Raw genomic sequence first — 23,918 nt, 5'->3', positions numbered from 1 at the left:
TACAATATATTTTGGACATTATAAAAAATTTTTATCTAAAAAATAAAATTCGCAAGAATTTTAAAGCCTTAGAAAAATATAACAAAAGGTTAGACAGCGACTTAGTGAAAGTAGGCTGTATTGTGGATATGGATGCAGTGAACGAAGTAAATCCATTGTTAGAACTAATGAAACACTATTCCATACGTCCTGAAAACTATATTGTTTTAGGATATAAACGCAGTTCAGAAGAGACTCATACTAATGGAGTACCTTTTTTAGTAGATAAAGAAATTAATTGGCAAGGAAATATAAGAAATTATCACGCTGATCGTTTAGCAGAACAAGAATACGATTTGCTCATCAATTACTTTAATGAGCCTAAATTACCCTTACTCTTACTTTCCTCATCTATTAGAGCTAAACTGAGAATAGGCTTTCAAGGAATTGATATGCAATACAACGATATTACTATTGCTTGTAAGCTGACTGAAGAAAAGATTTTTACTGAAGAAGTAAAAAAAGTATTAGGAACCATTATTCATAAATAAAAAGTTATGACAAACCAACTAATAGGAACAGGTGTAGCTCTCATTACACCTTTCACAAAAGACAATCAGGTGGATACCGAAGCTCTTACCCGCATTGTGGACTATGTAACCGAAGGGGGAGTTGAATTTATTGTAGTGTTAGGTACTACCAGTGAAGCCCCAACACTTACTAAAGATGAAAAACGCATTGTACGCGAAACGATTATCAAAGCTAATAAAGGGCGTTTACCTTTGGTTTTAGGTATAGGCGGGAACAATACCCAAAATGTGATTGATGAAATCAAACAAACCGATTTATCACCTTTTGTAGCAATTTTATCGGTAACGCCTTATTACAACAAACCTTCGCAAAACGGCTTGTATGCACACTTTGCTGCTATTGCTAAAGAAAGTACACTCCCTATTATCTTATACAATGTACCAGGACGTACAGGAGTATCAATGACAGCTGAAACTGTTGTGCGCTTAGCAAATGATTTCCAGAATATTGTAGCGATTAAAGAAGCTTCGGGGAATTTGTTACTTGATATGAATATCATCAAAGATATGCCTAAGGATTTCATCTTGCTCTCTGGTGATGATGCTACTACTTTGCCAGCAGTATATATGGGAGGTAGTGGAGCTATTTCGGTGATAGGAATTGCTTATCCTAAAGAATTTTCAGAAATGGTGCGTTTAGGACGACAAGGAAAAACAGTTGAAGCTAATAAACTTCAATATAAATTGCTCCCTAGAACAGCATTAGCTTTTAAAGAAGGAAATCCAATAGGTATTAAAGCTATGTTAGCCGTTAAAGGTTTGTGCGAACCTTATGTGCGTTTGCCTTTAGTAGAGGCATCAGAAGAATTGAAAAAAGCAATAAGCGATTTGAAAGATTAACTTTCAAATCGCTTTATTTCTTTTAGTTGTTCGTTATCGAGATCATAGATATCGTTTTTCAAAGTCAATTCGCCGTTTTCATCTATAAAAGCGGTGTAGTAAAGAATATTTATTTTGTACTTCGTTTTTAAAGCAATGCGATATTGAGAGCGCTTTCCATTCATTGCTTCATTTACTTTTTCTAAAGTCCAAGGTGTTTCAGTAGCTTCATTTTTTAATAGATGATAAGCTAATTCATTAGGGTTTTGCACACGCACACAACCGTGACTTAAGGCGCGATCATCACGCTGAAAGAAATATTTAGAGGGAGTGTCGTGCAGGTAAATACTCATATCATTAGTGAGTATGAATTTTACTAATCCCAAGGAGTTATTAGCTGATGGAGCTTCTACAAAGTGAAAACCGCGTTTGTGAACAGAAGGGTCTGTCCAATCAATGGTTGTAGGATCTACTTTTTTACCCTTTTCATACATAGTATAGCCTCTCTTTTGGTATTTTTCAGGGTCGGCTTGTGATATGATTTGTGGTAACATCTCCTTTTTGATAATACTTTGTGGTACCGACCACGTAGGACGGAACTCTACGTAGCGAATGGTATCAGTAAAAATAGGGGTAGAGGTTTCTGTTCTACCTACAACTACACGTGTTTGGAATTGCAACGAGTCCTTGTGAAAGAGTGATAGCTTAAAATCGGGGATATTCACCAAAGCATAGTGTTCACCTAAATCGTTGTTGAACACACGCATACGTTCCATATTGAGTTGTAACAAATCACGTTCGCGAGTTTTGTTCATATTTAGGAAATAAAGGGTTTGTTTTCCCAATAAACCATCAGCTGTGAGTCCGTTGCTTTTTTGGAAACGCTGTACTGTTCTGATAAGAGTACTATCTACCATTTGAGCCTCAATTTCAGGGGCTGCTTCAAATCCTTTTTGTTTAAGGCTGTTGCGCAATTGTACCACTATGGGAGCAGTGTAGCCATATACAAAATCCTTTGCAGGAAAATCAACAGTAATAAAAGTATCAACTACTTGTTGTTTGAGCTGCTTGTAGAGTGCTTTCATTTGCTCATATTGCTTGTTATGAGGAAATAGAGGAGTAATAATGCCTGCTAAAGAAGTTTTATCACCTATATGTAGTAATAGGTTGATATTTTTCTGAGCATCATATTTAGGTTTGCGCCAAGTGTGTTTACCATAAGCAATTCTCGTAAATCTACCGCTGGTGAGATGTTTGGTAAACAATAAGAATGAGGCAGTGATTTCCTTGTCTAAGGAAGCTTTGTAATCATCGGATAACTGGTGAGCATAGCTACTATCTACTGCTTTTTTTAGAGCAGTACGTCTATAAGTTTCAGGTACTAAGCCATCGTTAGCAACGCTGTCTAGAACAGAAAGATACTCTTTAAACAAGCGTGAAGGAATATCTTTGTAGAGCCAACGTGTTTTGCCTCCATTTTGTATATAATAGGTATAAGTTTCAGATTGGATACCCTTTTTGTAGTGAGTATCCAAGATAGGAAGATTTTCAAAGGTAGCAGCTGTAGTATCTACTGCTATAGTAAGAGCTTCAGTATAAATTTCTTCACCATTTTCTCTCAGTGATGAATCAGGGTGTGAAGCAGGATTTTTCTTACAGCTTTGGAGTATAGCAAGAGTAGCTATTAAAAAATAGAATTTAATTTTCATTGAATGAAAAAAAATGTTACAATTAGGCGGCAAAAATACTCTTTTTTTTTCACTTAAACAAATGATACACAAAAAGACTTTGCCAAAGGAGTTTCTTATATTAAATAATAATTCCTTTGGCAAAGTGTGCATCTATTGATTAGAGAATTTTTGTATTGCTTGCTCTAAAACATTATACACTCGGTCTAATTGCTTATCGGTGATGATGTAAGGAGGTAAAATGTAGATAATGTTGCCCACTGGACGCAATATCACGCCTTCAGAGATAAAGAAATTGTACAATTTATCTCTAAACGACCCGTAGTAATCGGTGTTTTGAGTAGTTTTGAGATCGAAAGCTAAAATAACGCCTAAAGTACGTGCATTTTCCACCGATGGATATTTGGCAATACGTGCTAAAAATTCCTGATGGCGGCGTGCAATGCGCTGTAAATTAGCTTGCATTTCATCACTTTCTAAAATGCGAATAGCTTCTAAGGCAATGGCACATCCTGTAGGGTTGGCTGTAAAGGTATGTCCGTGGAAGAGAGCCTTATTTACGTCCTCACTGTAAAAACCATCAAATATCTCTTGCGTAGCTGTTGTTACTGCCAATGGGATTGTTCCTCCCGTAAGTGCTTTTGATAAGCACATAATATCGGGTTTATGGGTGAGATAATTTGAAGCAAAAGTGCGCCCAGTACGACCGAATCCTGTCATTACCTCATCAGCGATGGTAATTACGCCATTTTCTTGAGCGATGTGAATAAGTTCATCTAAAGCCTCAGGCTCATAGATTTGCATTCCAGAAGCACCTTGTACTAAGGCTTCAAAAATAAAGGCAGCAGGGTGATGTTCAGCAATTACCTCTTTGAGTTTTTTAGCCGCTTCATCACTTCCTTTTTTAGGTAAAGGGATACGAACTACTTTGAGTAAGTGTTCTTTAAAGGCTTCGGTGAAAAAAGAAATACCCGAGGCAGCCATAGCGGCAAAGGTATCGCCGTGAAAAGCATCTTCAAAAGCAATTACAGTAAAGCGTTTTTCACCTTTGTTGAAGAAATACTGTAATGCCATTTTAATGCCTATTTCAACGGCAGTAGAACCATTGTCAGAAAAGAATACCTTTTGCTGGTTTTTAGGCAAAATACAGATAAGTTTTTCAGCAAGTTCTACAGCAGGCTGATGAGTGAAGCCTCCAAAAAGTACGTGCTCCAATTGAGTGAGCTGTTTGTAGGCAGCTTGAGCTAATCGCTCGTTGCTATGTCCATAAGGATTTACCCACCAACTGGCAATAGCATCAATGTATTCTTTGCCGTTTTCATCCCAAAGGAGGGCATCTTTTCCTTTCACAATTCCGAGGGGTTTGGCAGCCGTTTGATGTTGGGTATACGGGTGCCACAAATGTTTTTCGTCTCGCTGTTGTAAATTCATTTTTTTGATTGTATGATGGTTTTGGTTATGATATCCTTTTCTATATCCCAAGCTCGTGCAGGGCTATACTCACGTCCGTACAAGATGATTTGTACGTGTAACTTGTTCCATTTCTCTTTAGGAAAGAGGCGTTTAGCATCTTTTTCAGTTTGTATAACCGAACTACCATCGGAGAGTTTCCAGCGGTGCATTAGGCGGTGTATGTGAGTGTCTACGGGAAAAGTAGGGATGCCAAAAGCTTGAGCAAGTACAACACTAGCAGTTTTATGTCCTACAGAGGGAAGAGATTCCAAGGCTTCAAAGGTTTGAGGGACTTCGCCATTGTACTTATCAATGAGTATTTGTGAAAGTCCGTGAATACCTTTAGATTTCATAGGGGCAAGCCCTAATGGTTTGATAATTTCGTGTATTTCGTCTACCGAAAGCAGTACCATATCATAAGGATTGTCAGCTTTACTAAATAGAATAGGTGTGATTTGGTTCACACGAGCATCGGTAGTTTGAGCCGATAGGAGTACAGCTATCAGTAGTGTATAAGGATCTTTGTGTTGTAGAGGTATAGTAATTTCTGGATAGATACTTTCGAGTGTATCGATGATAAATTTTACTTTTTCAGCTTTTTTCATTTGTATTATATTTCATTCCTAAAAACAGTATGTTTTAAAAGGAACTCAAGGAACAATAGAGCAGTAGCGATGATTACTAACAAGCGGAATTTTTCGTCTACTTCAGTATATTTAAACTCTTCTATTTTAGAGGTTTCTAATTTGTTGATTTCATCGTAAATCTGTTGGAGTTTTTGGTTGTTAGTAGCGCGGAAATAACGTCCGTGAGTTACTTGTGCGATTTTTTTCATCAATGATTCATCAATTTCCACTTGTAACATTCGGTACATTATACTGCCATCGGGGTTGAGTGCATAAGGAGAAAGAGCCATACCATTAGTGCCAATGCCTACGGTATACACTTTGATACCATATTCAGCAGCTAATTCAGCAGCAATGAGAGGATCAATTACTCCTGTGTTGTTTACCCCATCAGTAAGGAGGATAATCACTCTACTTTTAGCTTTGCTCTCTTTAAGACGGTTTACAGCCGTGGCTAACCCCATACCTATAGCGGTGCCATCTTCTACTTGTCCATAAGTAAGTTCAGCTAATGAACTAAGAATAATGCCCTTATCTGTAGTTACAGGTGTTTTGGTATAACTTTCTCCAGCGTATACCACTAAACCTATACGATCGTTAGGGCGGTCTTTTACAAACTGGGAGGCTACTTTTTTCAAGGCTTCAAAACGGTTAGGTTTTAGGTCTTGAGAAAGCATACTTGATGAGACATCTATTGCCATTACAATATCTATTCCATCGGTAATTTTAGTTTGTGCATTTTCGGAATGTGTTTGAGGGCGCGCTAAGGCTATAATAATTAAAGTAACAGCAAACAAACGGAAAGCAAAAAGAGAATGGTATAAGTAATCCTTCCACGAACTCATCTTTTTAAACGCGATTGTAGAGGATAAAGTAACATTTGGTTTAGATTTTTTATTCCAATAACCATACCACACTACCATTAGTGGTAAAACTAATAGTAACCAAAAGAATTGAGGATTCGCAAATGTAATATTTTTAAGCATACTATTCTGTTTTAAAAGCTATAGAATTGATGACCTTTTGAGCTATTTCTCCGGCGTTAGGTTCGTCTATATGAGTGATAAGTACTTGTTGCAGAGCACCATTTTCAGTAAAACTATAGAGTTCATACAAAGCATTAAAATAATTGCCTTTTTCATCAGGAATACTCATTTTACCAAATACTTTCATACCTTTAGCACCACTGGGCGAGGTATATTCTTCTGCCAAGGTAGAAATATTCTTTGCCTTAGCTTTATCTAATTGTGAAAGCACAATTTCATTCACTTTTTTCGGGTCTAAAGTAAGTCCGCCGTCTTGTCCTTCTTGTTGAGGTGTTGTATTTTGAGTATCTTTTTTAAAAGTAATGATATTCGTCATTATGTAGAGAGGTGAATTAATACTACCATAATAGAACGTATATTGTTTATCTATGATAGATTTGTATTCGGTAATATCTACTATTTGCTTACGAATGAGTACTTCAGGAGTAGTAAGTTCAGTAATAGGATAGCCATAATCACTTGTTACCCACTCACTGCGATTGATATTTGCATAAGTATTGAAATATTTATTTTTCAATAGATTATATCCAATAAGGAGTACAGGAGTTGACAATATAAAGCAGAGGGAAGCTATCAAGGCTATGCGATTGCGTTTTTTCTTGCGTTCTCTTATTTTTAGTACACTCATCACAAAAGCGTCTTGAGCAGGGGTTTCTCCTTCTGCAACTACTATAGGGATGGCCTCCTTAGTTTTGATAACTACATTTTCAATAGTTTCACGGTCGTATTCAGCGTTGCTATCAGAAGGTTTACTCTTAGCAAATTTCACCAAGTCGGCATTTTGTAATACGCGTTTGAGGTTACTGATAGTTTCTGCCGATAAATGTAATTTTCCATTTTGTTGTAAATCGTTGATTTTAGCTAAGAGTTCATCGGTAGTACTTTCTTTAGCTAAAATGTGTACCTCGTCTTCCAAATATTCTTTTACAATATCTGTAAGTCGTGTATAATAGGCTTTGTGTTGAGATTCTATAAGGTATTTAGAATTTTGTAAATCTTTTAAATCCTGAATAGCACGTTCAAAAGGAGGTAGTTTTTTACGTTCTTCTTCAGCGGATAGTTTTTTCTTGCGAAATACAAAAAAGTATGAAGCGGCAGCAGTTAAAAGAAGAGCAACTATACCTAAAACAATCCATAGCCAAAGGAGAGAAGAGGAGGGAGAGGTTACATCGGCAATAGGTTTAGCGTCATATAAAGGCTGTTTGAGCGTGTCTACGGCTACATTATGTACTTCTACGAGTAGTGAATCAGTATAAAAATCTTTATGGCTAATCTGTATTTTTTGTTGTGGGATGGTGTATTTACCCTCGTCGAATTGAGTGAGGTAATAGGCTTTTTCCAAACGGAATTTACCTGCCTCTTTCAAGGTATCGGTAGGATTAGTTTTTACCATTTCCAAAGCTCCAAAAGTTTGACCTTCAGGGAATACCACAGTGGCATCGGCAGGAGCTTGTACAGATATTTTATACTCTATTTGTTCTCCTATCTTTATGTTTTTTGTACTAGTTGCTACTTTCACTTCTTGTGCGTGAAGAGTAGGGAATACAAATAATATTAATATGAAATATAATATTTGTTTCATTTTTTAGTCCTTTATCTTTCTAAATCCTAACTCCTATTTTTGAAGTATCCTAATAGTTTTTGGGTGTAACTCTCATCGTCTCTACAGCTTACTACGCCAGCACCCGATTTTTGCCAAAGAGTCTCAAAGTAGTTTACTGTTTCGCGATATTGCTTTGCATACTCTTTTCGTACTGCAGCTGAAGAAGTATTTACGCGCATTAGCATTCCTGTTTCAGCATCTTTTACCATTATGTATCCCAAATTAGGCAATTCAGTTTCTTTTTTGTCATAGATGCGAATGCCGGTAATATCGTGTTTTTTAGCAGCTATTTGTATAGGTTTCTCATAACCTTTATCCATAAAATCGGAGAGCATAAACACAATCGCTTTTTTCTTGCTTACTCTGCTGAGAAATTGTAAGGCTTCAGAAATATTTGTCTTCAAACTTTTGGGTTGAAACTCTATAAGTTCTCTGATAATACGTAGTACGTGAGATTTACCTTTTTTAGGAGGTATATACAACTCTATTTGGTCGGAGAAGAGAATCAAACCTGTTTTGTCGTTGTTTTGTAGGGCTGAAAAAGCTAAAGTAGCTGCTATTTCAGTGATGAGTTCACTTTTGAATTGCTGTTCGGTACCAAAGAGCTCACTACCACTCACATCTATCATCAACATTAGAGTAAGTTCACGCTCTTCTTCAAAAACTTTAACAAAAGGTTCGTTGTAGCGAGCTGTTACATTCCAATCGATATTACGGATATCATCGCCAAACTGGTAGGGGCGCACTTCACTGAAGGTCATACCACGACCTTTGAAGGTAGAGTGATATTCTCCTCCAAAAATATTATCGGAGAGTTTACGTGTTTTTATCTCTATCTTACGTACTTTTTTTAATATTTCTTTAGTATCCAAAATAAATAAGCGATTAATTTATTACTTACATACCCTTATCAGTTTGTTGACTTTACCTGCTAAGGTACTTCTATTGTATTTACTATTTTGTGAATCATCTCCACTGAGGTAATATTCTCAGCCTCTGCTTCATAGGTGATACCAATACGATGGCGCAATACATCAAACACTACAGCTCGTACATCCTCAGGAATTACATAACCACGACGTTTGATAAAAGCATAACATTTAGCAGCCATAGCTAAATTGATACTACCACGAGGTGATGCCCCAAAGCTAATAAGAGGCTTAAGTTCAGCCAAATTATACTTTTCAGGATAACGAGTTGCAAAAATGATGTTTAAGATATACTTTTCAATCTTTTCATCCATATACACTTCACGTACTGCTGATTGAGCTTTGAGAATTTGCTCTAAACTCACTGTTTGATTTACTACTGCATAACTATTGCTAAGATTATCGCGCATAATCTGTTGCTCCTCGTCTAATTTAGGATAATCAATAACTGTTTTGAGCATAAAACGGTCTACTTGGGCTTCAGGAAGAGGATAAGTACCTTCCTGTTCTACAGGGTTTTGAGTAGCCATAACCATAAAAGGAGCATCGAGTTTAAAAGTGGAGTCACCTATGGTTACTTGTCGTTCTTGCATAGCCTCTAATAGAGCAGATTGTACTTTAGCAGGAGCACGGTTGATTTCGTCGGCTAAGACAAAATTTGCGAAGATAGGTCCTTTTTTAATGGAGAATTCATTTTGCTTGATGTTGTAGGTCATTGTACCTATCACATCGGCAGGTAACAAATCGGGAGTAAACTGGATACGGCTAAATGACCCGTGTACTGATTTAGCAAGAGTATTGATAGAAAGCGTTTTAGCTAACCCAGGTACTCCTTCTAAAAGGATATGCCCTTTACCTAATAAACCAATAAGTAGGGCGTTAACCATATGCTTTTGCCCTACAATTACTTTATTCATTTCATTGGTGAGAGCATCAATGAATACGCTTTCACGCTCTATTTTTTCGTTTATCTGACTGATATCTACAGATGTTCTTTGTTCCATAGTATAAATTATTTTTAGTGTTTATCTATTGTACAAATATTGTGCCGTTACGAAAGTAAAGTTGGTGTTTTTTAAGGTTTTGGAGAAAAATTATAAAGTTTGATTGTTTGTGACAAAAAGAAAGCTGCCTAAAAAACTATTCAGACAGCTTCTTTTTATGAGTATAAAAAACTTAGTTTACTTGTATTTCATCAATAAAAAGGAAACCGGGGTTGCCTGCAGCTCCTTCGTGAAAAGCAGGAATCTTGTTTACTTCATTGATTTTTACTTTTAGATAAGTAACTTCTTTTTCAGGAAAAGATAGCGTATAAGTTTTTATTTCTTTAAAATGTTCTTTAGGTAGAGCGTAACTTTCTTTACCGAGTAACTCATAGTTTTTGCCATCTTTAGACCCCCACACTTCAAAATTAGTAGGAGGATAAATCCAATCACCAGTTTCAATGAAAGCATTGAAACTCACTTCTTTTACTAAAGTATTATTTTTTAAGGTGATAAGTGCTTCACAAGGAGCTTCACTAAAACCTAACCATTCACTAGAGCGAGAGTTTGTACCTCCTTTTCTTCCATCTACTAAGGTGATAGCACCATTATAGGCGTAATTTTGTGTAGGCTTGCTAAGGAATTCTATAGGGCGTACAGTTGCTTTATTAAAAAAGAACTCTTGGTTGAACTCACTTTCACCTTCTTTGCCAAATACTTTGGCTTTCAAATTTGTGTTTTGAGTAAGTTTTAAAGGTTCTTTGTATACATTAGAATTTTTAGTAGGTTCACTGCCATCAGTAGTATAATAAATAGGAGTGTCTTGCAAACAAGAGAAAGTAACATTGATTTCATCTACACCAGGTTTTACTTCAGCACGAAGATCAAAAATATGTTTAGCATAAGTATAACCTTCCACTTCATAAATAGGAAGCAAGCGCATTAAACGTTGTAAAAATTCTTGATAATTTTTAGGTTTAGTAGGAGCTACCCATTGAACTTCAGCTAAAGCAGCCATACGTGGCAACGCCATATATTCAACGTGTTTAAAAGTTTGAATATATTCTGTCCAAATATTAGCTTGAACTCCCAAAATATGTTTTTGTTGTTCTTTATTTAGAGCTTCAGGATAAGGATTGAAAGAGTATACACGTTCTACAGGAAGATAATTACCTATAGCAAGAGGTTCTTTATCAGTTTTATCAGTTTGATAAAAATCAAAATAGCAGAATGACATAGGGGTCATAATCGCATCGTGGTTAGATTTAGCAGCTTCAATAGCACCGCCAATACCTCTCCAAGACATTACAGTAGCATTAGGAGCTAAACCACCTTCGAGAATTTCATCCCAACCAATCATCTTGCGACCTTTTTTAGCTAACACTTCTTCAGCAAAGGTGATTATGTGGCTTTGCAAATATTCTTCAGCAGTATGTTTAGCATCACCCTTGATACCTAAATCCTTTATTTTAGCTTGACATTTAGAACATTTTTTCCAACTGTTTTTAGGGCATTCATCTCCCCCGATATGAATATATTCAGAAGGGAATATTTCGGTTACTTCTTCTAATATGTTTTTGATAAAATCATAAGTTTCGTCATTACCTGCACAAAGTACATCTTCAGCAACTCCCCAAGTTTCTCTTACTTTGTAGGGACCTCCAGTACAGCCTAATTTTGGATAAGTAGCTAAAACAGCTACCATGTGACCAGGAAGATCAATTTCAGGGATGATGGTAATATTGCGTTCTGCAGCATATTTTACAAGCTCTTTCATCTCTTGTTGAGTATAAAAACCACTGTGAGGTTTGCCGTCGAACTTATCCCATTCTTTACCTAACATCGTTTGGCTACGGGTACTACCTACCACAGTGAGTTCAGGATATTTTTTAGATTCAAAACGCCAACCTTGGTCATCAGTGAGATGCCAATGGAATTTGTTGATATTGTGAAGAGCGAGCATATCTATATAGATGCGTACAGAGTCGGCAGAGAAGAAGTGGCGAGCACTATCTAAATGAGCTCCACGATAAGCAAAAAAGGGTTTATCAGTTATTATTTTAGCAGGGAAAGTTACTTTACTTACCTTTTGTACGGGGATTGATTTTCTTAAAAATTGTACTCCATAGAAAGTTCCAGCTTTAGAAGCTCCATTTATAGTAATGTTGTTGGCAGTAATGGTTACTTGGTAAGCCTCTTTATTGTCGTTAGAGTAGTTTTGTGATAGAGAAATAATATTCGCTTCATCGTTTTGGTTAGGGGCTACTTTCACTTCTATTCCTGTTTGTTTTTTGATGTACTCTTGCAAGAATCCAGCGTACTGTTGTAAAGCAGTATCACCTTCAGGATAAATGAGCTTGGTATCAGCTGTAAGAACAAAAGGTTTATCAGCTTCAGTTTGAGGGTTAGTAATCATTTCAGGAGCAGGAACTATTTCATAGTTTGCAGTACTCCCTTCTCCATTGGTAGTCGTTGATTTACAAGAAATCATCGTCATCAATAACAAAAGTGCGGAAGTTAATTTTATCTTCATTACGTTTATAAATTTGAATTAATGGGACAAAGGTATAAATTTTTTTAAATATTTTTTGGTTACGTTATTTTTTTTTTGCACCTTTGCAAATATTTTTAAAACGAATAGACTTTTATATACATTAACAAATGAAAAAATTTGATAAAGAAGTGTACCTAAAATGGTACGAGGATATGCTTTTTTGGAGAAAGTTTGAAGATAAACTTGCAGCAGTTTATATTCAGCAAAAAGTAAGAGGTTTCTTGCATCTTTATAGCGGACAAGAGGCTGTGGCTGCAGGTTGTCTTCACGCAATGGATTTGACTAAGGACAAGATGATTACATCTTATCGTTGCCACGTACAACCTATAGGTTTGGGTGTTGATCCTAAACGTATTATGGCAGAATTATATGGCAAAGCTACAGGTACTTCTCTTGGTTTAGGAGGGTCTATGCACATTTTCTCTAAAGAACACCATTTTTATGGAGGTCACGGTATTGTAGGGGGACAAATTGCTCTTGGGGCAGGTTTGGCTTTCGCCGATAAGTACTTCAATCGTGATGCAGTAACTCTTACTTTTATGGGGGATGGTGCTGTGCGACAAGGTGCTTTTCATGAAACGCTTAACTTAGCGATGTTATGGAAATTGCCAGTAGTTTTCATTGTGGAAAACAACCATTACGCAATGGGGACTTCAGTAGAAAGAACAGCAAACCACGTAGATATTTGGAAACTTGGTTTAGGTTATGAAATGCCTTGCCAAGCAGTAGATGGTATGCACCCTGAAACAGTAGCAGAAGCAGTATACGAAGCTATAGAAAGAGCTCGCCGTGGCGATGGTCCTACTTTACTTGATATTCGTACTTATCGTTATCGTGGTCACTCTATGTCGGATGCACAACACTATCGTACAAAAGAAGAGGTAGAGGAGTATAAAAAACAAGACCCTATCACTAATGTACTTGCAGTTATCAAAAAGAAAAAATACGCTACCGATGCAGAGTTAGAAGCGATTGAAGAACGTATAAAAGAACGTGTGGCAGAGTGTGAGAGATTCGCTGAAGAATCACCTTACCCAGAAAAACATATTATGTACGACGTGGTTTACGATCAAGAAAATTATCCTTTCTTGCCAAGTAGACTCTAATAAAATAAAAACACTAATTAAATACAAGAACATAAATGGCAGAAATTATTACTATGCCACGTCTTAGCGACACTATGGAAGAAGGTGTTGTTGCAAAGTGGCTTAAAAAAGTAGGCGATAAAGTAAATGAAGGCGACATTTTAGCTGAAATCGAAACTGACAAAGCTACAATGGAGTTTGAATCATTTCACTCAGGTACCTTATTATATATAGGGTTACAAGAAGGTGAAGGAGCTAAAGTAGATACACTTTTGGCTATCATTGGTAAAGAAGGTGAAGATATCTCAGCACTTATTGGAGGTGGTGCTCCTGCAACAGCTCCTAAAGTTGAAGAAGCAAAACCTGTTGCTGAGGTAGCTACAGCTCCTGCTGCAGGTGCTACTATGCCTGCAGGTGTAGAAGTGGTAACAATGCCTCGACTTAGCGATACAATGACTGAAGGTACTGTAGCTTCTTGGCTTAAAAAAGTAGGAGATACAGTAAAAGAAGGTGATATTTTAGCTGAAATCGAAACTGATAAAGCTACAATGGAATTTGAATCTTTCTACTCAGGAACTTTATTATATGTAGGTTTGAAAGAGGGAGAAAGTGCATCAGTAGATTCATTGTTGGCAATCATAGGTCCTGCAGGTACTGATGTGAATACAGTATTAGCTGCATTACAAGGAGGTGGTAGTGCGCCAGCAGCAGCTGCAGCTCCTAAAGCTGAAAGTAAACCTGCTGAAACAGCAGCTCCAGTTGCTGCTCCAGTAGCTAATGCTAACGACCGTGTGTTTGCTTCACCTTTGGCTAAGAAAATTGCTCAAGATAAAGGTATTAACCTTACTGAAGTAAAAGGAAGTGGAGAAAATGGACGTATTGTGAAGAAAGATGTAGAGAACTTTATTCCAAGTGCAAAGGCTGCAGCAGCTCCTACTACGGCTTCAGTTTCAGCAAGTTCAGCTATCCCAACAGTAATTCCTGTGGGTGTAGAAGTAACTGAGGAAGTGAAGAACTCACAAATGCGCAAAACAATTGCAAAACGTTTGTCAGAATCTAAATTTACGGCTCCTCACTACTATTTAGCAATTGAAATTGATATGGAAAATGCAATGGCATCACGTGCTCAAATCAACAACTTGCCTGATACAAAAATATCTTTCAATGATATGGTAGTGAAAGCTTGTGCAATGGCACTTAAAAAACATCCTCAAGTAAACACTTCTTGGAAAGGAGATACTACTGTGTACAACAAACACGTGAATGTAGGGGTCGCAGTAGCTATTGAAGATGGTTTAGTAGTTCCTGTTATCAAATTTACTGATTCATTAACACTTACTCAAATAGGTGCATTAGTAAAAGATTTGGCAGGCAAAGCACGTAATAAAAAATTGACTCCTGCTGAAATGGAAGGTAGCACATTCACTGTGTCTAACTTAGGTATGTTTGGTGTAGATGTATTTACTTCTATTATCAATCAGCCTAACTCAGCTATCCTCTCAGTAGGTGCAATTGTAGAGAAACCCGTAGTGAAAAATGGACAAATAGTAGTAGGTCATACTATGCAAGTAACCCTTGCTTGCGACCACCGTACTATTGATGGTGCTACTGGTGCTCAATTCTTGCAAACTCTCAAAGCATACATTGAGAACCCTGTAACGATGCTCGCATAAGAGAAATGTTATTATAAAGAAAAGGCTGCCCTTTCAAAGAGCAGCCTTTTTTGTTTATATCATACTTATTATAACAAGTGTTTGTGAGCACGATAGGACGAACGAACTAATGCTCCACTCTCTACGTGACGGAATCCTAATTCTAAGCCTATTTCTTTGTATTTAGCAAATTGTTCAGGAGTTACAAATTGTTTTACAGGTAAGTGTTTTTTAGAAGGTTGCAAATATTGACCTATAGTTACAATATCTACTTTAGCTTCTTTTAAGTCGTGAAGGGTTTCTATTACTTCTTCTTCCTTTTCACCTAACCCTAACATAATTCCTGATTTAGTACGATTAGCTCCATTTTCTTTTAAATAGCGCAATACTCCTAAACTTCGGTCATACTTAGCTTGAATGCGTACTTCACGCGTTAATCGGCGTACAGTTTCCATATTATGAGAGATAATTTCAGGAGCAACATCTAAAATGCGGTTTAAATTACGTTCTACTCCCTGAAAATCAGGAATGAGGGTTTCCATAGTAGTGTTGGGGTTCATACGGCGTACTGCTCTTACAGTTTCTGCCCAAATAATACTTCCCATATCTTTCAAATCATCGCGGTCTACTGAAGTGAGTACTGCGTGTTTGATGTTCATTAATTTGATAGAGCGTGCTACTTTTTCAGGTTCTTCCCAATCTAAACTTTCAGGTCGACCTGTTTTTACACCACAAAATCCACAAGAACGAGTACAAATATTTCCTAAAATCATAAAGGTAGCAGTACCTTCTCCCCAGCATTCACCCATATTAGGGCAACTACCAGAAGTACAAATCGTATGAAGATTGTAACGATCTACAACACTTCTCAGTTCAGTGTATTTCTTTCCAGTAGGTAGTTTTACGCGTATCCACTCAGGTTTTTTAGTAGGGGTTATATCTGTTTCTATATTATTGATAGCAAGTGATTCTGCATTCATTGTTTTTAATCTTTAAACTAAAAATTTTTCAAAAGTACTACTTTTTTATAAACTGACAATTTTTTGCTGATACAAACTTCTTATAGACTATTGTAAAATTCTATAAATCAATATAGATAGCAGATTTAAAAAAGTACTTGTAAAACTTCTAAAGATTTTACTTTCTTAAAGTTAGGGAAGTGCCATTCGTAGTACTTTAGTAGTTGATGTAATAGTGCATTGCGTTCGTTTTTATTAGTTTTAATATGATTTAGAGATGGATAATCTGTTATTAAAATACTTTTAAATAGAGCAAGTATAGTTCCCGAAATAACTGTTGAACTGCTTTCAATAGTTGTAAAATGACCTTCTTCCAAATTGAAAAAAGGGAGATGTGAATCGTTATCATCGGGGTAAAAACCGAGATACTTACTAAGGTCAAGCAAGAACTTTAAATGAAAATTAGCAGAAAACTCATTGCGGTCTAAATAGATAAGTTTTTCTTCTAAGTAGTTGAAAAGTTCTATATCAGGAGCCTCAGAAGTACATATATTTGCACATATTTCAGAAAGAAAAAGGCTTACTGTACTTTTGTATATATCAGTATGGAGTGAGAGATAAGGGGTAGTTACTTTTGCTTCTTTGATACGACCTAAGGAACCATTACTCTTATGAGTAGCAACGAGTTCTAAGAGGGTAAAAGGCTGAAAAAGTGCTATGGTTTGGCTGTTCTTTTTAGCAGAAAGAATACCTTGTTGTAGATAACTACGTGTGCCAAGTGTTTTAGTAAAACACTTTACAATGAGGCTGTTATCACTATATTTTAAGTTTGATATTACAATAGCTTCAACTTTTTCGTACATATATCTCCTTTATGATTGTATAATTCTTGGATATTCCTTGTTCATAGTTTTAAAAAATGCTTTACTATGAGATTCTTTATATGTTTATGTTGTTTTTTGAGTCTTAAAAATTATGCTCAATTCAAAGATAAAATTATAGTTGATTCTTCTGTTTTTGAAGTATCTGAAATGGCAGCTTGTAACTATCCATTGATTACTCAAAAAGTTAGATTTATGGAATGTAAAGCTGTTCCTAAATCTGAAGAAGATAAGTGTTTTAATGAATATTATAACAAGCATTTGCAATCGGTAGTACATCTTGAAAGACCTTTTGAGGATGCTGGTGAAGCTGTTATTCAATTTTGTGTAAACACTGATGGATCTGTGAAGGTACTTAGTTGTAGAGGCACTACTGAATATGCTCGTAAAGAGGCTATTCTTGCAGTTCAAAAACTTCCTAAGTTAATACCAGCTCAACACAGAGGCAGACCAATACCTTCTTATTTTCAATCTCGTATTATCTTTAAGTTCCGTTAATAATTATCAATTGTTAATTGTTTTAATACTTTGTTCTAAGTTCTTTGCTAATCCAAATAAATAATTAAACTGCTCTCCATAGAATTGTATCTCACGCCTTGAAATTGGTAAAGAATTATTTGTATTTTGAGAGGTATCCATAATTTCTTTAATCACTTGATTGAATTTCTCAATAGGCGTTTTATAATCAGTTTGAATGGTAGTTGTAGGGTTAGTAAGCAATGTTAAAGCGTGTTGTAAAGCAGCTATAAGACTCTCAATTGCCTCATTGAATACTGCCTTAGGAAAGGTTACTTTCTTGCTGTTCAACCTAATACCAAACGACGCCACTGAAGCTAAGAAAGTTTGTTGTATCACAATAATTCCGTATACCGATGGATTTTTATATTGCATAAATTTTGGCTCTTGTAACATTCGTTGGAAGGTGGTATTTAGGTTAGAAAGTGCTAACACAGCTTCTTTGCGTGATACTTTATAGGCAGTAGTAATTCCTTCTTCAGTATTAAAAATTTCTTTTACTTGTTGTAAATAAGCAATATTAGCTTTTATCGACTTGGTAACAGCTTCTCTATAAGTACTATGTTCCCAAGTAGGTAAAATGAGATAATTTCCTGCAAACGATAGCCCAACTCCTATGACAGTATCCAATAGGCGGTCGTAAATAAGGCTGTAAACATTAGGGGTAATCAGTGCAAAAATAAATATTGCACTAATAGTGATAAATATAGACGCATACATATAATTCTCTTGGATTAATCCAAAAGCAATAGGCATACACAAAATAGCAACGTATAGATATAAACTGGGGTAGGGGAGTAGGTAGATTACAGCAAAAGAAGCAACCCCTCCAATGATAGTACCATATACTCTACTAAGCGAACGTTCTTGGGTGATACCAAAACCAGGGCGCATAATGATGAAGATGGTAAGGATAATCCAGTAGGCATTGTTGATAGGAAATATATCACCTATGAGGTAACCTAAAATTACTACAATAGATAGACGCATAGCGTGCCTAAAAAAGGTTGATTTTAAAGATATATGGTCTTTGAGACGTCGCCACGAATAGTTTTGGTAACTCACAAACTTGCGATAAGTACTCTCATCACGCACCCCTGCATCGTTGCTGTAATAATTTTCAAAAATATGTCGGATATTTTCAATAGAATGATACTGACTTTCTATATAGATATAAAAATTTCGCAATAGCAAGGTGCGCTCTTTATCTTCTTCCGATACTTCTGAAAGTACTTTTAATTTTTCGTTTTTTTCTTTAGTTTGTGCTAATAAGTCTTTCAAACAGTTGTCTAATTGTATCTTCTTGCGTGAACCAATATATTCTGCCATTTGGTGCAACTGCCTTGATAGTTCTTTGAGGAAATCTACATAAGTTTGTAAATATTCTTGATGTTTAGCAAAAGCCTTGTCTACTTTTTCGTATTGTACGGGGTTAGCTAAGGCTAATTCAAAGATATCTACCAACTCTATAAACATCAAAAATTGGCGTTGTAGGTAATCAGTTTTACCTGATTTGCTACGCGAATCAAGTACAGCTTCACGTAGCTTTTCATAATTTTCGTTGAGACTTGTTTGTAGATTGATGAGTTTTTTTAAACCTTCAGTCCTGTCTTTAGCAATAAGCAAATCAGCTCTTATTGAAAAAAACTCCGCTGTGAGAGCAAAGCATTTTCCTAATAACTGTTCGCTGTATAAACGCGGACGTATTTTTAAGAATATATATACTAACACACTGTACCATAAGCCTCCTAATAGCACACAACTGCTGTATAACACAATGCCCCATCCTGTTTGTAAGTGGGCTAAAGTAGAGGCTATCTCAAACAAACCTGCAAAAGCTACCATTGTAGCGCGATGTCCATATAACGAAATGTAAGCATTGCCAAAGGTGAGCAGAAAAATAGTAGGCAGTAACAAGTACTCATAAGGAGCAGTAAGGTTTACTAAAACACAGCTGAGAGTTGCTAGCAATGTTGCTATAAAAAGCCCTCCATAGAGATGTTTTTGATTTCCTGGGATATCACTGGGAGAAATGGCAATCACACTCAAAGCCATAGGGATACCAATATCCAATAAGTCAAGCCAAAGACCTAATCCTAAGGGAATAAGCACCGCAATAGTTTTCAGGCAGCCTTTGAAAAAAGAAAAACTTTTAAAGAAAGATATGATGGAGGTATACATTTTTTACATATATTTGCAGGCAAAATTACAAAACTAATGGCAAATAACCATCTGATAACTGAAATATTAAAGGAAGGGAAGATAATTCTATACCCCACTGATACAGTTTGGGGGTTGGGGTGTGATGCTACAAATCCTGAAGCAGTAGCCAAAATTTTCCAAATAAAACAGCGGAGTGAAAGCAAAAGTCTTATCATTTTAGTGAGTGATATACAAATGTTGCAACAATATGTAACAGCTGTTCCTTCTAAGGTACTCGCTTATCTTCAAACTTTGCAAGAACCTACCACTATCATCTATAGTCACCCTTTGCATTTGGCTAAAAATGTAATAGCTGCTGATGATACTGTAGCCATTAGAGTTGTACAAGATGCTTTCTGCCAACAAATGATTGCTGATTTTGGCAAGCCTATAGTCTCTACATCTGCTAATATCAGTGGAGAACCAACACCTTTGTATTATCAGTTGATTGACCCTAAAATTATTGCACAATGTGATTATGTAGTGCCCTATCGTCAAGATGATACCCAAATAAAAAATCCCTCACGACTGATACGTTTTGATGCAGACGGAGAGATTTTAATATTGAGATAAATAGTACAGTTATTGCACTATTTTTATAGGAGTACCATTATCGATATTTATTTGACCACTGGTAATCACTTCATCACCAGCTGTAAGTCCGCTGATGATTTCCACTTTATCGCCAAAGTTACGACCACTTTTTACATTTACCATTTCGGCTTTGTTGTTTACAATTTTGAAGATTTTGTTTTGACTAACACTACCTACGAAAGCAGAATGAGGTACTACAAGAGCTGTAATTTCATTGTTGTCATTACCAAATTGAGCAGAGGCGTACATACCTGCTTTTAGCTTTTTATCTTTGTTAGCTACTAATATTTCTACAGGAAATTTGAGAGCACTGTTAGATTTGGGAGCAATAAAAGTAATTTTTCCTTCTACTAATTCAGTAGAGGTACTAGGTTTAATTTTAACAACATCCCCCACTTTTAGTTGCCCTACTTGACTTTCATCTACTGTAATTTTCAATTTTAGATTGTCAATATTTACTACATTAAAAAGTGTTTGTCCTGCTGCTACAAGTGTTCCTTCTTCCACTTCTTTGCTGGTCACAATTCCGTTGATTTTACTGCGAATTGCTGTATCTCCCGAGGCAATAGCAGCTGAATTGTAGTTAGCTTGTGCATTTTTGAGTTGCAAGCGCGCTTGTTCTAATTGTTGAGCAGTAACTCCTCCTGTTTGGAAAGCACTTTCAAATCGTTTTAAATCTGATTTAGCTGTCTCGAGAGCTGCTTTAGCATTATCTAATTGAACATTAGTTCTGTCGGCTTTTGTTTGAGCCAATACTTGTCCTGCTCTTACAAAATCACCTTCTTTTACGTAGATTTTTATTACTTGTCCTCCCATTTCTGAAGAAACATTCAAATCTTGTTCAGCTACAAAAGTACCATTAGCTGTAAAAAGGTCAGCTACTTTTTCTTCTGCTACCTTAGCAGCTCGAACGGCTACTTGAGCTTCTTTTTGGGCAACGATAGCCACTTCTTCAGCATTCTTTTGCTTGTTAGAATATAGGCGGAAAGCCATTAATCCCATAAGGGCTACTATTACAACTATAGTAATTACTTTTTTCATTTTTCTTACAATAATATATTAAGTGTTCTAAATCGGGGGCAAAGGTACGATAAAAAAACTTAATAAACAAAAAAAGTTTCCAAAAATTATTTTTTATTTGAATTGAACAATTACTCTATCGAGGCAATTGATACCTAATAAAGAAGAAGCACCTCCTACTGAACGGGTATCACTTTTGTAGATGCTACATTGCAGCAAGTTCAGTTCATTGAAGAGAATCATCATTTTACCATCATCGTTTATTTCACTATAGTTGTTATATACTTTTTTGAAAGAGTACAAATTGAATATTACTTCAAAATTTCGCCCTTTTCTTGTTTCTTCAAAGAGAGAATGTGAAATGTTACTCACTGCATTGCCGTAATGGTCTATATAGATAATTATCCCGTGAATAAAATTTTCGTCTGTGGATACTTCTGGTTTGAAATATGATACTGAATTACATTTTTCAATAGGAATACCTATTTGATTAAGAGGAGTTTCTTTGTAAATTTGCTCAGCTATTGAAGTAAAACTATAAAGTGTGGGAAAAAGAGGTGTAGAAGGTTGGGTATCAAACTCATATAGAGCTACATTAGTACAATTTTCAGAAAGTAGATGAAAAATACCATTATCAGCACCTATAAAATAATGACCATTGAGTGACATTAGCAGATGTTTTTTTGTAGCAGTGCGCTCAGTATCTACTCCTATAATATGAATACTCCCTTTTGGGAAGTGCATATAACTATTCTGGAGGATATAAAAAGTTTCTAAAATATTGAAAGGAGAAATATAATGAGAAATATCTACAATAGTGGCATTAGGACACTTGTTGTAGAGAGCTCCCTTCACAGCGGCAACCGAATAGTCGCGCAAACCAAAATCGGTGGTAAGAGTGATGATTTTCATATTTGATGAGAATGAGACTGCAAAGGTATAGTATTCAATTGGAATACCCAACTCAAAATCACTGATTTTTATCGATTGTTGAAAACTTTGTTAATAACTTATTCGTGAGAGGGTGTGAAAATCGAATAGAAAGCCGTTACTTTGCAGCCCGAAAATAAAAAGTTATGAACGAAGAAAAAGATATTTGGTGGCTCAACGAAGAGTCTGAACAAATCCTCAATAGAGGCTATTTATTAAAAGGTGAGAGCGTGGAAGGAGCAATAGATCGCATCACACGCGCTGCTGCACAACGCTTGTATAAGCCTGAGTTACAGCCAGCTTTTAAAGAAATGATCACTAAAGGCTGGATTAGTTTCTCGTCACCTATTTGGGCAAATATGGGTACTGAGCGCGGCTTACCTATTTCGTGTTTTAATGTACACGTGCCTGATAGTATTGAGGGAATTACTCACAAACTTGGCGAGGTGATTATGCAAACCAAAATAGGGGGGGGGACTTCTGGTTATTTTGGTGAATTGCGTAGTCGCGGTTCGGCAGTTACTGATAATGGTAAATCAAGTGGGGCAGTGAGCTTTATGAAATTGTTCGATTCGGCTATGGATGTGGTGTCACAAGGAGGGGTAAGACGCGGTGCTTTTGCGGCTTATCTCGATATCGACCATCCTGATGCTGAAGAATTTTTGCAGATTAAAGATGTAGAGTTCCCTATTCAAAACCTTTTCTTCGGGATTTGCGTACCTGATTATTGGATGCAGGAGATGATAGATGGAGATGTAGAAAAACGCCGTTTGTGGGCTCGGGTATTAGAATCTCGCCAACAAAAAGGTTTGCCTTATATTATCTTTACAGATAATGCCAATCGCAATCGTCCTCAGGTATATAAAGATAAAGATATGATTATTCGCTCAAGTAATTTGTGCAGTGAGATTATGCTGCCTTCAAGTGAAGACGAATCATTTATCTGTTGCCTTTCATCAATGAACTTAGAACTTTTTGATGAATGGAAAGATACTAAAGCCGTGAAATTGGCAGTTTTCTTCTTAGATGCTGTACTTTCAGAATTTATTGAGAAAACAAAAGGGAATTACTATTTGCAGGCAGCGCGCAATTTTGCTATTCGCCACCGTGCTTTGGGCTTAGGAGTATTAGGCTATCATTCGTATTTGCAACGCAATATGATACCTTTTGAAAGTTTTGAAGCTACTCAATTCAATGCACGTGCTTTTAAATATATTCGTGAAGAAGCAGAAAAAGCAACTAAAGAGTTAGCACATATTTATGGAGAACCTGAGGTGCTAAAAGGATATGGCAGACGTAATACTACTACTATGGCAATTGCTCCTACTACTTCTAGTTCGGCTATTTTAGGGCAAGTTTCTCCTGGTATTGAACCTTATTCAAGTAATTACTATAAGGTAGGACTTTCCAAAGGAAACTTTATGCGCAAAAACAAATACCTCACTCAACTGTTAGAAGAAAAAGGACTTAACAACGAGGATGTATGGCGTTCTATTCGTTTGAATAATGGTTCGGTGCAACACTTGCAAGAGCTTACACAACAAGAGAAGAACGTGTTTAAAACTTTTAAAGAAATATCTCCTATGGAAATTATATCGCAGGCTGCACAACGCCAAGCGTATATAGATCAAACGCAGAGTTTGAACTTAAATATTCCATCGGTGATGCCTATCAAAGATGTGAACAAAGTGATGATAGAAGCATGGAAGTTAGGAGTGAAGAGTTTGTACTATCAACGTAGTCAATCAGTAGCTAAAGAGATGATAATGAACTTTGTGAACTGTAGTAGTTGCGAAGCATAACATAGATT

Annotated in this window: 20 protein-coding genes; 7 read left to right on the top strand and 13 right to left on the bottom strand. The window is 36.3% G+C overall.

Annotation, left to right across the window (positions count from 1 at the left end; all coding sequences use genetic code 11):
- Nucleotides 1–11: 11 nt before the first annotated feature.
- Nucleotides 12–530 carry a DUF6913 domain-containing protein gene (locus tag DR017_RS01180; protein WP_002681121.1) on the top strand — a complete coding sequence of 173 codons (519 nt, stop codon included), beginning with the start codon at nucleotides 12–14 and terminating at the stop codon, nucleotides 528–530.
- Between the two features lie 6 nt (nucleotides 531–536).
- A complete protein-coding gene (gene dapA, locus DR017_RS01175; protein WP_002681128.1) occupies nucleotides 537–1,409 on the top strand; it encodes a 4-hydroxy-tetrahydrodipicolinate synthase in 873 nt (290 codons plus the stop codon).
- Here the strand turns inward: dapA and DR017_RS01170 are convergent.
- The 8 genes from DR017_RS01170 to DR017_RS01135 form a co-directional block, all read right to left on the bottom strand.
- Nucleotides 1,406–3,097, bottom strand: a complete 1,692-nt coding sequence (locus tag DR017_RS01170; RefSeq protein WP_002681154.1) for a L,D-transpeptidase family protein — start codon at nucleotides 3,095–3,097, stop codon at nucleotides 1,406–1,408. The genes dapA and DR017_RS01170 overlap by 4 nt on opposite strands.
- Before the next feature lie 132 nt (nucleotides 3,098–3,229).
- Nucleotides 3,230–4,507, bottom strand: a complete 1,278-nt coding sequence (gene bioA / locus DR017_RS01165; RefSeq protein ID WP_002681160.1) for an adenosylmethionine--8-amino-7-oxononanoate transaminase — start codon at nucleotides 4,505–4,507, stop codon at nucleotides 3,230–3,232.
- Nucleotides 4,504–5,133 carry an endonuclease III domain-containing protein gene (locus tag DR017_RS01160; protein WP_002681183.1) on the bottom strand — a complete coding sequence of 210 codons (630 nt, stop codon included), beginning with the start codon at nucleotides 5,131–5,133 and terminating at the stop codon, nucleotides 4,504–4,506. The genes bioA and DR017_RS01160 overlap by 4 nt, the downstream gene beginning before the upstream one ends.
- A 5-nt stretch (nucleotides 5,134–5,138) precedes the next feature.
- The gene (locus DR017_RS01155; RefSeq protein ID WP_002681148.1) at nucleotides 5,139–6,140 is read right to left on the bottom strand and encodes a vWA domain-containing protein; all 1,002 of its coding nucleotides are present in this window, start codon (nucleotides 6,138–6,140) and stop codon (nucleotides 5,139–5,141) included.
- 1 nt (nucleotide 6,141) lies between these two features.
- Complete coding sequence (locus DR017_RS01150) at nucleotides 6,142–7,782, bottom strand: hypothetical protein (RefSeq protein WP_002681162.1); 1,641 nt, start codon at nucleotides 7,780–7,782, stop codon at nucleotides 6,142–6,144.
- 26 nt (nucleotides 7,783–7,808) lie between these two features.
- Nucleotides 7,809–8,675: a DUF58 domain-containing protein gene (locus tag DR017_RS01145; protein WP_002681220.1), complete on the bottom strand. Its 867-nt coding sequence runs from the start codon at nucleotides 8,673–8,675 to the stop codon at nucleotides 7,809–7,811.
- 59 nt (nucleotides 8,676–8,734) lie between these two features.
- Complete coding sequence (locus tag DR017_RS01140) at nucleotides 8,735–9,736, bottom strand: AAA family ATPase (protein WP_002681152.1); 1,002 nt, start codon at nucleotides 9,734–9,736, stop codon at nucleotides 8,735–8,737.
- A gap of 172 nt (nucleotides 9,737–9,908) precedes the next feature.
- Nucleotides 9,909–12,248 carry a beta-N-acetylhexosaminidase gene (locus DR017_RS01135; protein WP_002681190.1) on the bottom strand — a complete coding sequence of 780 codons (2,340 nt, stop codon included), beginning with the start codon at nucleotides 12,246–12,248 and terminating at the stop codon, nucleotides 9,909–9,911.
- 128 nt (nucleotides 12,249–12,376) lie between these two features.
- Here DR017_RS01135 and pdhA point away from each other — a divergent pair, with 128 nt between their 5' ends.
- Both pdhA and DR017_RS01125 read left to right on the top strand, forming a co-directional pair.
- A complete protein-coding gene (gene pdhA, locus DR017_RS01130; protein WP_002681199.1) occupies nucleotides 12,377–13,375 on the top strand; it encodes a pyruvate dehydrogenase (acetyl-transferring) E1 component subunit alpha in 999 nt (332 codons plus the stop codon).
- 35 nt (nucleotides 13,376–13,410) lie between these two features.
- The gene (locus tag DR017_RS01125; protein ID WP_002681137.1) at nucleotides 13,411–15,027 is read left to right on the top strand and encodes a dihydrolipoamide acetyltransferase family protein; all 1,617 of its coding nucleotides are present in this window, start codon (nucleotides 13,411–13,413) and stop codon (nucleotides 15,025–15,027) included.
- Nucleotides 15,028–15,095: 68 nt separating this feature from the next.
- On the opposite strand, the gene lipA is transcribed toward DR017_RS01125, so the two are convergent.
- Together lipA and recO are read right to left on the bottom strand one after the other, a co-directional pair.
- Nucleotides 15,096–15,986 carry a lipoyl synthase gene (gene lipA / locus DR017_RS01120; protein WP_002681119.1) on the bottom strand — a complete coding sequence of 297 codons (891 nt, stop codon included), beginning with the start codon at nucleotides 15,984–15,986 and terminating at the stop codon, nucleotides 15,096–15,098.
- Nucleotides 15,987–16,111: 125 nt separating this feature from the next.
- A complete protein-coding gene (recO, locus tag DR017_RS01115; RefSeq protein ID WP_002681185.1) occupies nucleotides 16,112–16,828 on the bottom strand; it encodes a DNA repair protein RecO in 717 nt (238 codons plus the stop codon).
- Nucleotides 16,829–16,894: 66 nt separating this feature from the next.
- Here recO and DR017_RS01110 point away from each other — a divergent pair, with 66 nt between their 5' ends.
- Entirely contained in the window at nucleotides 16,895–17,344 is a 450-nt protein-coding gene (locus DR017_RS01110; protein WP_002681207.1) for an energy transducer TonB, read from the top strand.
- A gap of 6 nt (nucleotides 17,345–17,350) precedes the next feature.
- Here the strand turns inward: DR017_RS01110 and DR017_RS01105 are convergent, their stop codons facing one another.
- Complete coding sequence (locus DR017_RS01105; RefSeq protein ID WP_002681176.1) at nucleotides 17,351–19,543, bottom strand: FUSC family protein; 2,193 nt, start codon at nucleotides 19,541–19,543, stop codon at nucleotides 17,351–17,353.
- Between the two features lie 36 nt (nucleotides 19,544–19,579).
- Here DR017_RS01105 and DR017_RS01100 point away from each other — a divergent pair, with 36 nt between their 5' ends.
- Nucleotides 19,580–20,137 (top strand): L-threonylcarbamoyladenylate synthase, encoded by a 558-nt coding sequence (locus tag DR017_RS01100; RefSeq protein WP_002681218.1) that lies wholly within the window; start codon nucleotides 19,580–19,582, stop codon nucleotides 20,135–20,137.
- A 9-nt stretch (nucleotides 20,138–20,146) separates the two neighbouring features.
- Here the strand turns inward: DR017_RS01100 and DR017_RS01095 are convergent, their stop codons facing one another.
- Both DR017_RS01095 and DR017_RS01090 read right to left on the bottom strand, forming a co-directional pair.
- Nucleotides 20,147–21,199 carry an efflux RND transporter periplasmic adaptor subunit gene (locus tag DR017_RS01095; protein WP_002681143.1) on the bottom strand — a complete coding sequence of 351 codons (1,053 nt, stop codon included), beginning with the start codon at nucleotides 21,197–21,199 and terminating at the stop codon, nucleotides 20,147–20,149.
- Nucleotides 21,200–21,292: 93 nt separating this feature from the next.
- A complete protein-coding gene (locus DR017_RS01090) occupies nucleotides 21,293–22,090 on the bottom strand; it encodes an SAM hydrolase/SAM-dependent halogenase family protein (RefSeq protein ID WP_040361660.1) in 798 nt (265 codons plus the stop codon).
- Between the two features lie 164 nt (nucleotides 22,091–22,254).
- On the opposite strand from DR017_RS01090, the gene DR017_RS01085 reads away from it, so the two are divergent.
- Entirely contained in the window at nucleotides 22,255–23,910 is a 1,656-nt protein-coding gene (locus DR017_RS01085) for a ribonucleoside-diphosphate reductase subunit alpha (RefSeq protein ID WP_002681210.1), read from the top strand.
- The last annotated feature ends 8 nt before the right edge of the window (nucleotides 23,911–23,918 follow it).

The sequence above is a fragment of the Capnocytophaga sputigena genome, from assembly GCF_900446695.1.
Taxonomy (GTDB): domain Bacteria; phylum Bacteroidota; class Bacteroidia; order Flavobacteriales; family Flavobacteriaceae; genus Capnocytophaga; species Capnocytophaga sputigena.
This window is presented reverse-complemented; position numbering and strand designations above follow the sequence as displayed.

Bases quoted from the DNA above. Each gene is read 5' to 3' on its own strand.
- dapA (WP_002681128.1), top strand. From the start codon at position 537: ATGACAAACCAACTAATAGGAACAGGTGTAGCTCTCATTACACCTTTC.
- DR017_RS01170 (WP_002681154.1), bottom strand. From the start codon at position 3,097: ATGAAAATTAAATTCTATTTTTTAATAGCTACTCTTGCTATACTCCAA.
- bioA (WP_002681160.1), bottom strand. From the start codon at position 4,507: ATGAATTTACAACAGCGAGACGAAAAACATTTGTGGCACCCGTATACC.
- DR017_RS01160 (WP_002681183.1), bottom strand. From the start codon at position 5,133: ATGAAAAAAGCTGAAAAAGTAAAATTTATCATCGATACACTCGAAAGT.
- DR017_RS01155 (WP_002681148.1), bottom strand. From the start codon at position 6,140: ATGCTTAAAAATATTACATTTGCGAATCCTCAATTCTTTTGGTTACTA.
- DR017_RS01150 (WP_002681162.1), bottom strand. From the start codon at position 7,782: ATGAAACAAATATTATATTTCATATTAATATTATTTGTATTCCCTACT.
- DR017_RS01140 (WP_002681152.1), bottom strand. From the start codon at position 9,736: ATGGAACAAAGAACATCTGTAGATATCAGTCAGATAAACGAAAAAATA.
- DR017_RS01135 (WP_002681190.1), bottom strand. From the start codon at position 12,248: ATGAAGATAAAATTAACTTCCGCACTTTTGTTATTGATGACGATGATT.
- pdhA (WP_002681199.1), top strand. From the start codon at position 12,377: ATGAAAAAATTTGATAAAGAAGTGTACCTAAAATGGTACGAGGATATG.
- DR017_RS01125 (WP_002681137.1), top strand. From the start codon at position 13,411: ATGGCAGAAATTATTACTATGCCACGTCTTAGCGACACTATGGAAGAA.
- lipA (WP_002681119.1), bottom strand. From the start codon at position 15,986: ATGAATGCAGAATCACTTGCTATCAATAATATAGAAACAGATATAACC.
- recO (WP_002681185.1), bottom strand. From the start codon at position 16,828: ATGTACGAAAAAGTTGAAGCTATTGTAATATCAAACTTAAAATATAGT.
- DR017_RS01110 (WP_002681207.1), top strand. From the start codon at position 16,895: ATGAGATTCTTTATATGTTTATGTTGTTTTTTGAGTCTTAAAAATTAT.
- DR017_RS01105 (WP_002681176.1), bottom strand. From the start codon at position 19,543: ATGTATACCTCCATCATATCTTTCTTTAAAAGTTTTTCTTTTTTCAAA.
- DR017_RS01100 (WP_002681218.1), top strand. From the start codon at position 19,580: ATGGCAAATAACCATCTGATAACTGAAATATTAAAGGAAGGGAAGATA.
- DR017_RS01095 (WP_002681143.1), bottom strand. From the start codon at position 21,199: ATGAAAAAAGTAATTACTATAGTTGTAATAGTAGCCCTTATGGGATTA.
- DR017_RS01090 (WP_040361660.1), bottom strand. From the start codon at position 22,090: ATGAAAATCATCACTCTTACCACCGATTTTGGTTTGCGCGACTATTCG.
- DR017_RS01085 (WP_002681210.1), top strand. From the start codon at position 22,255: ATGAACGAAGAAAAAGATATTTGGTGGCTCAACGAAGAGTCTGAACAA.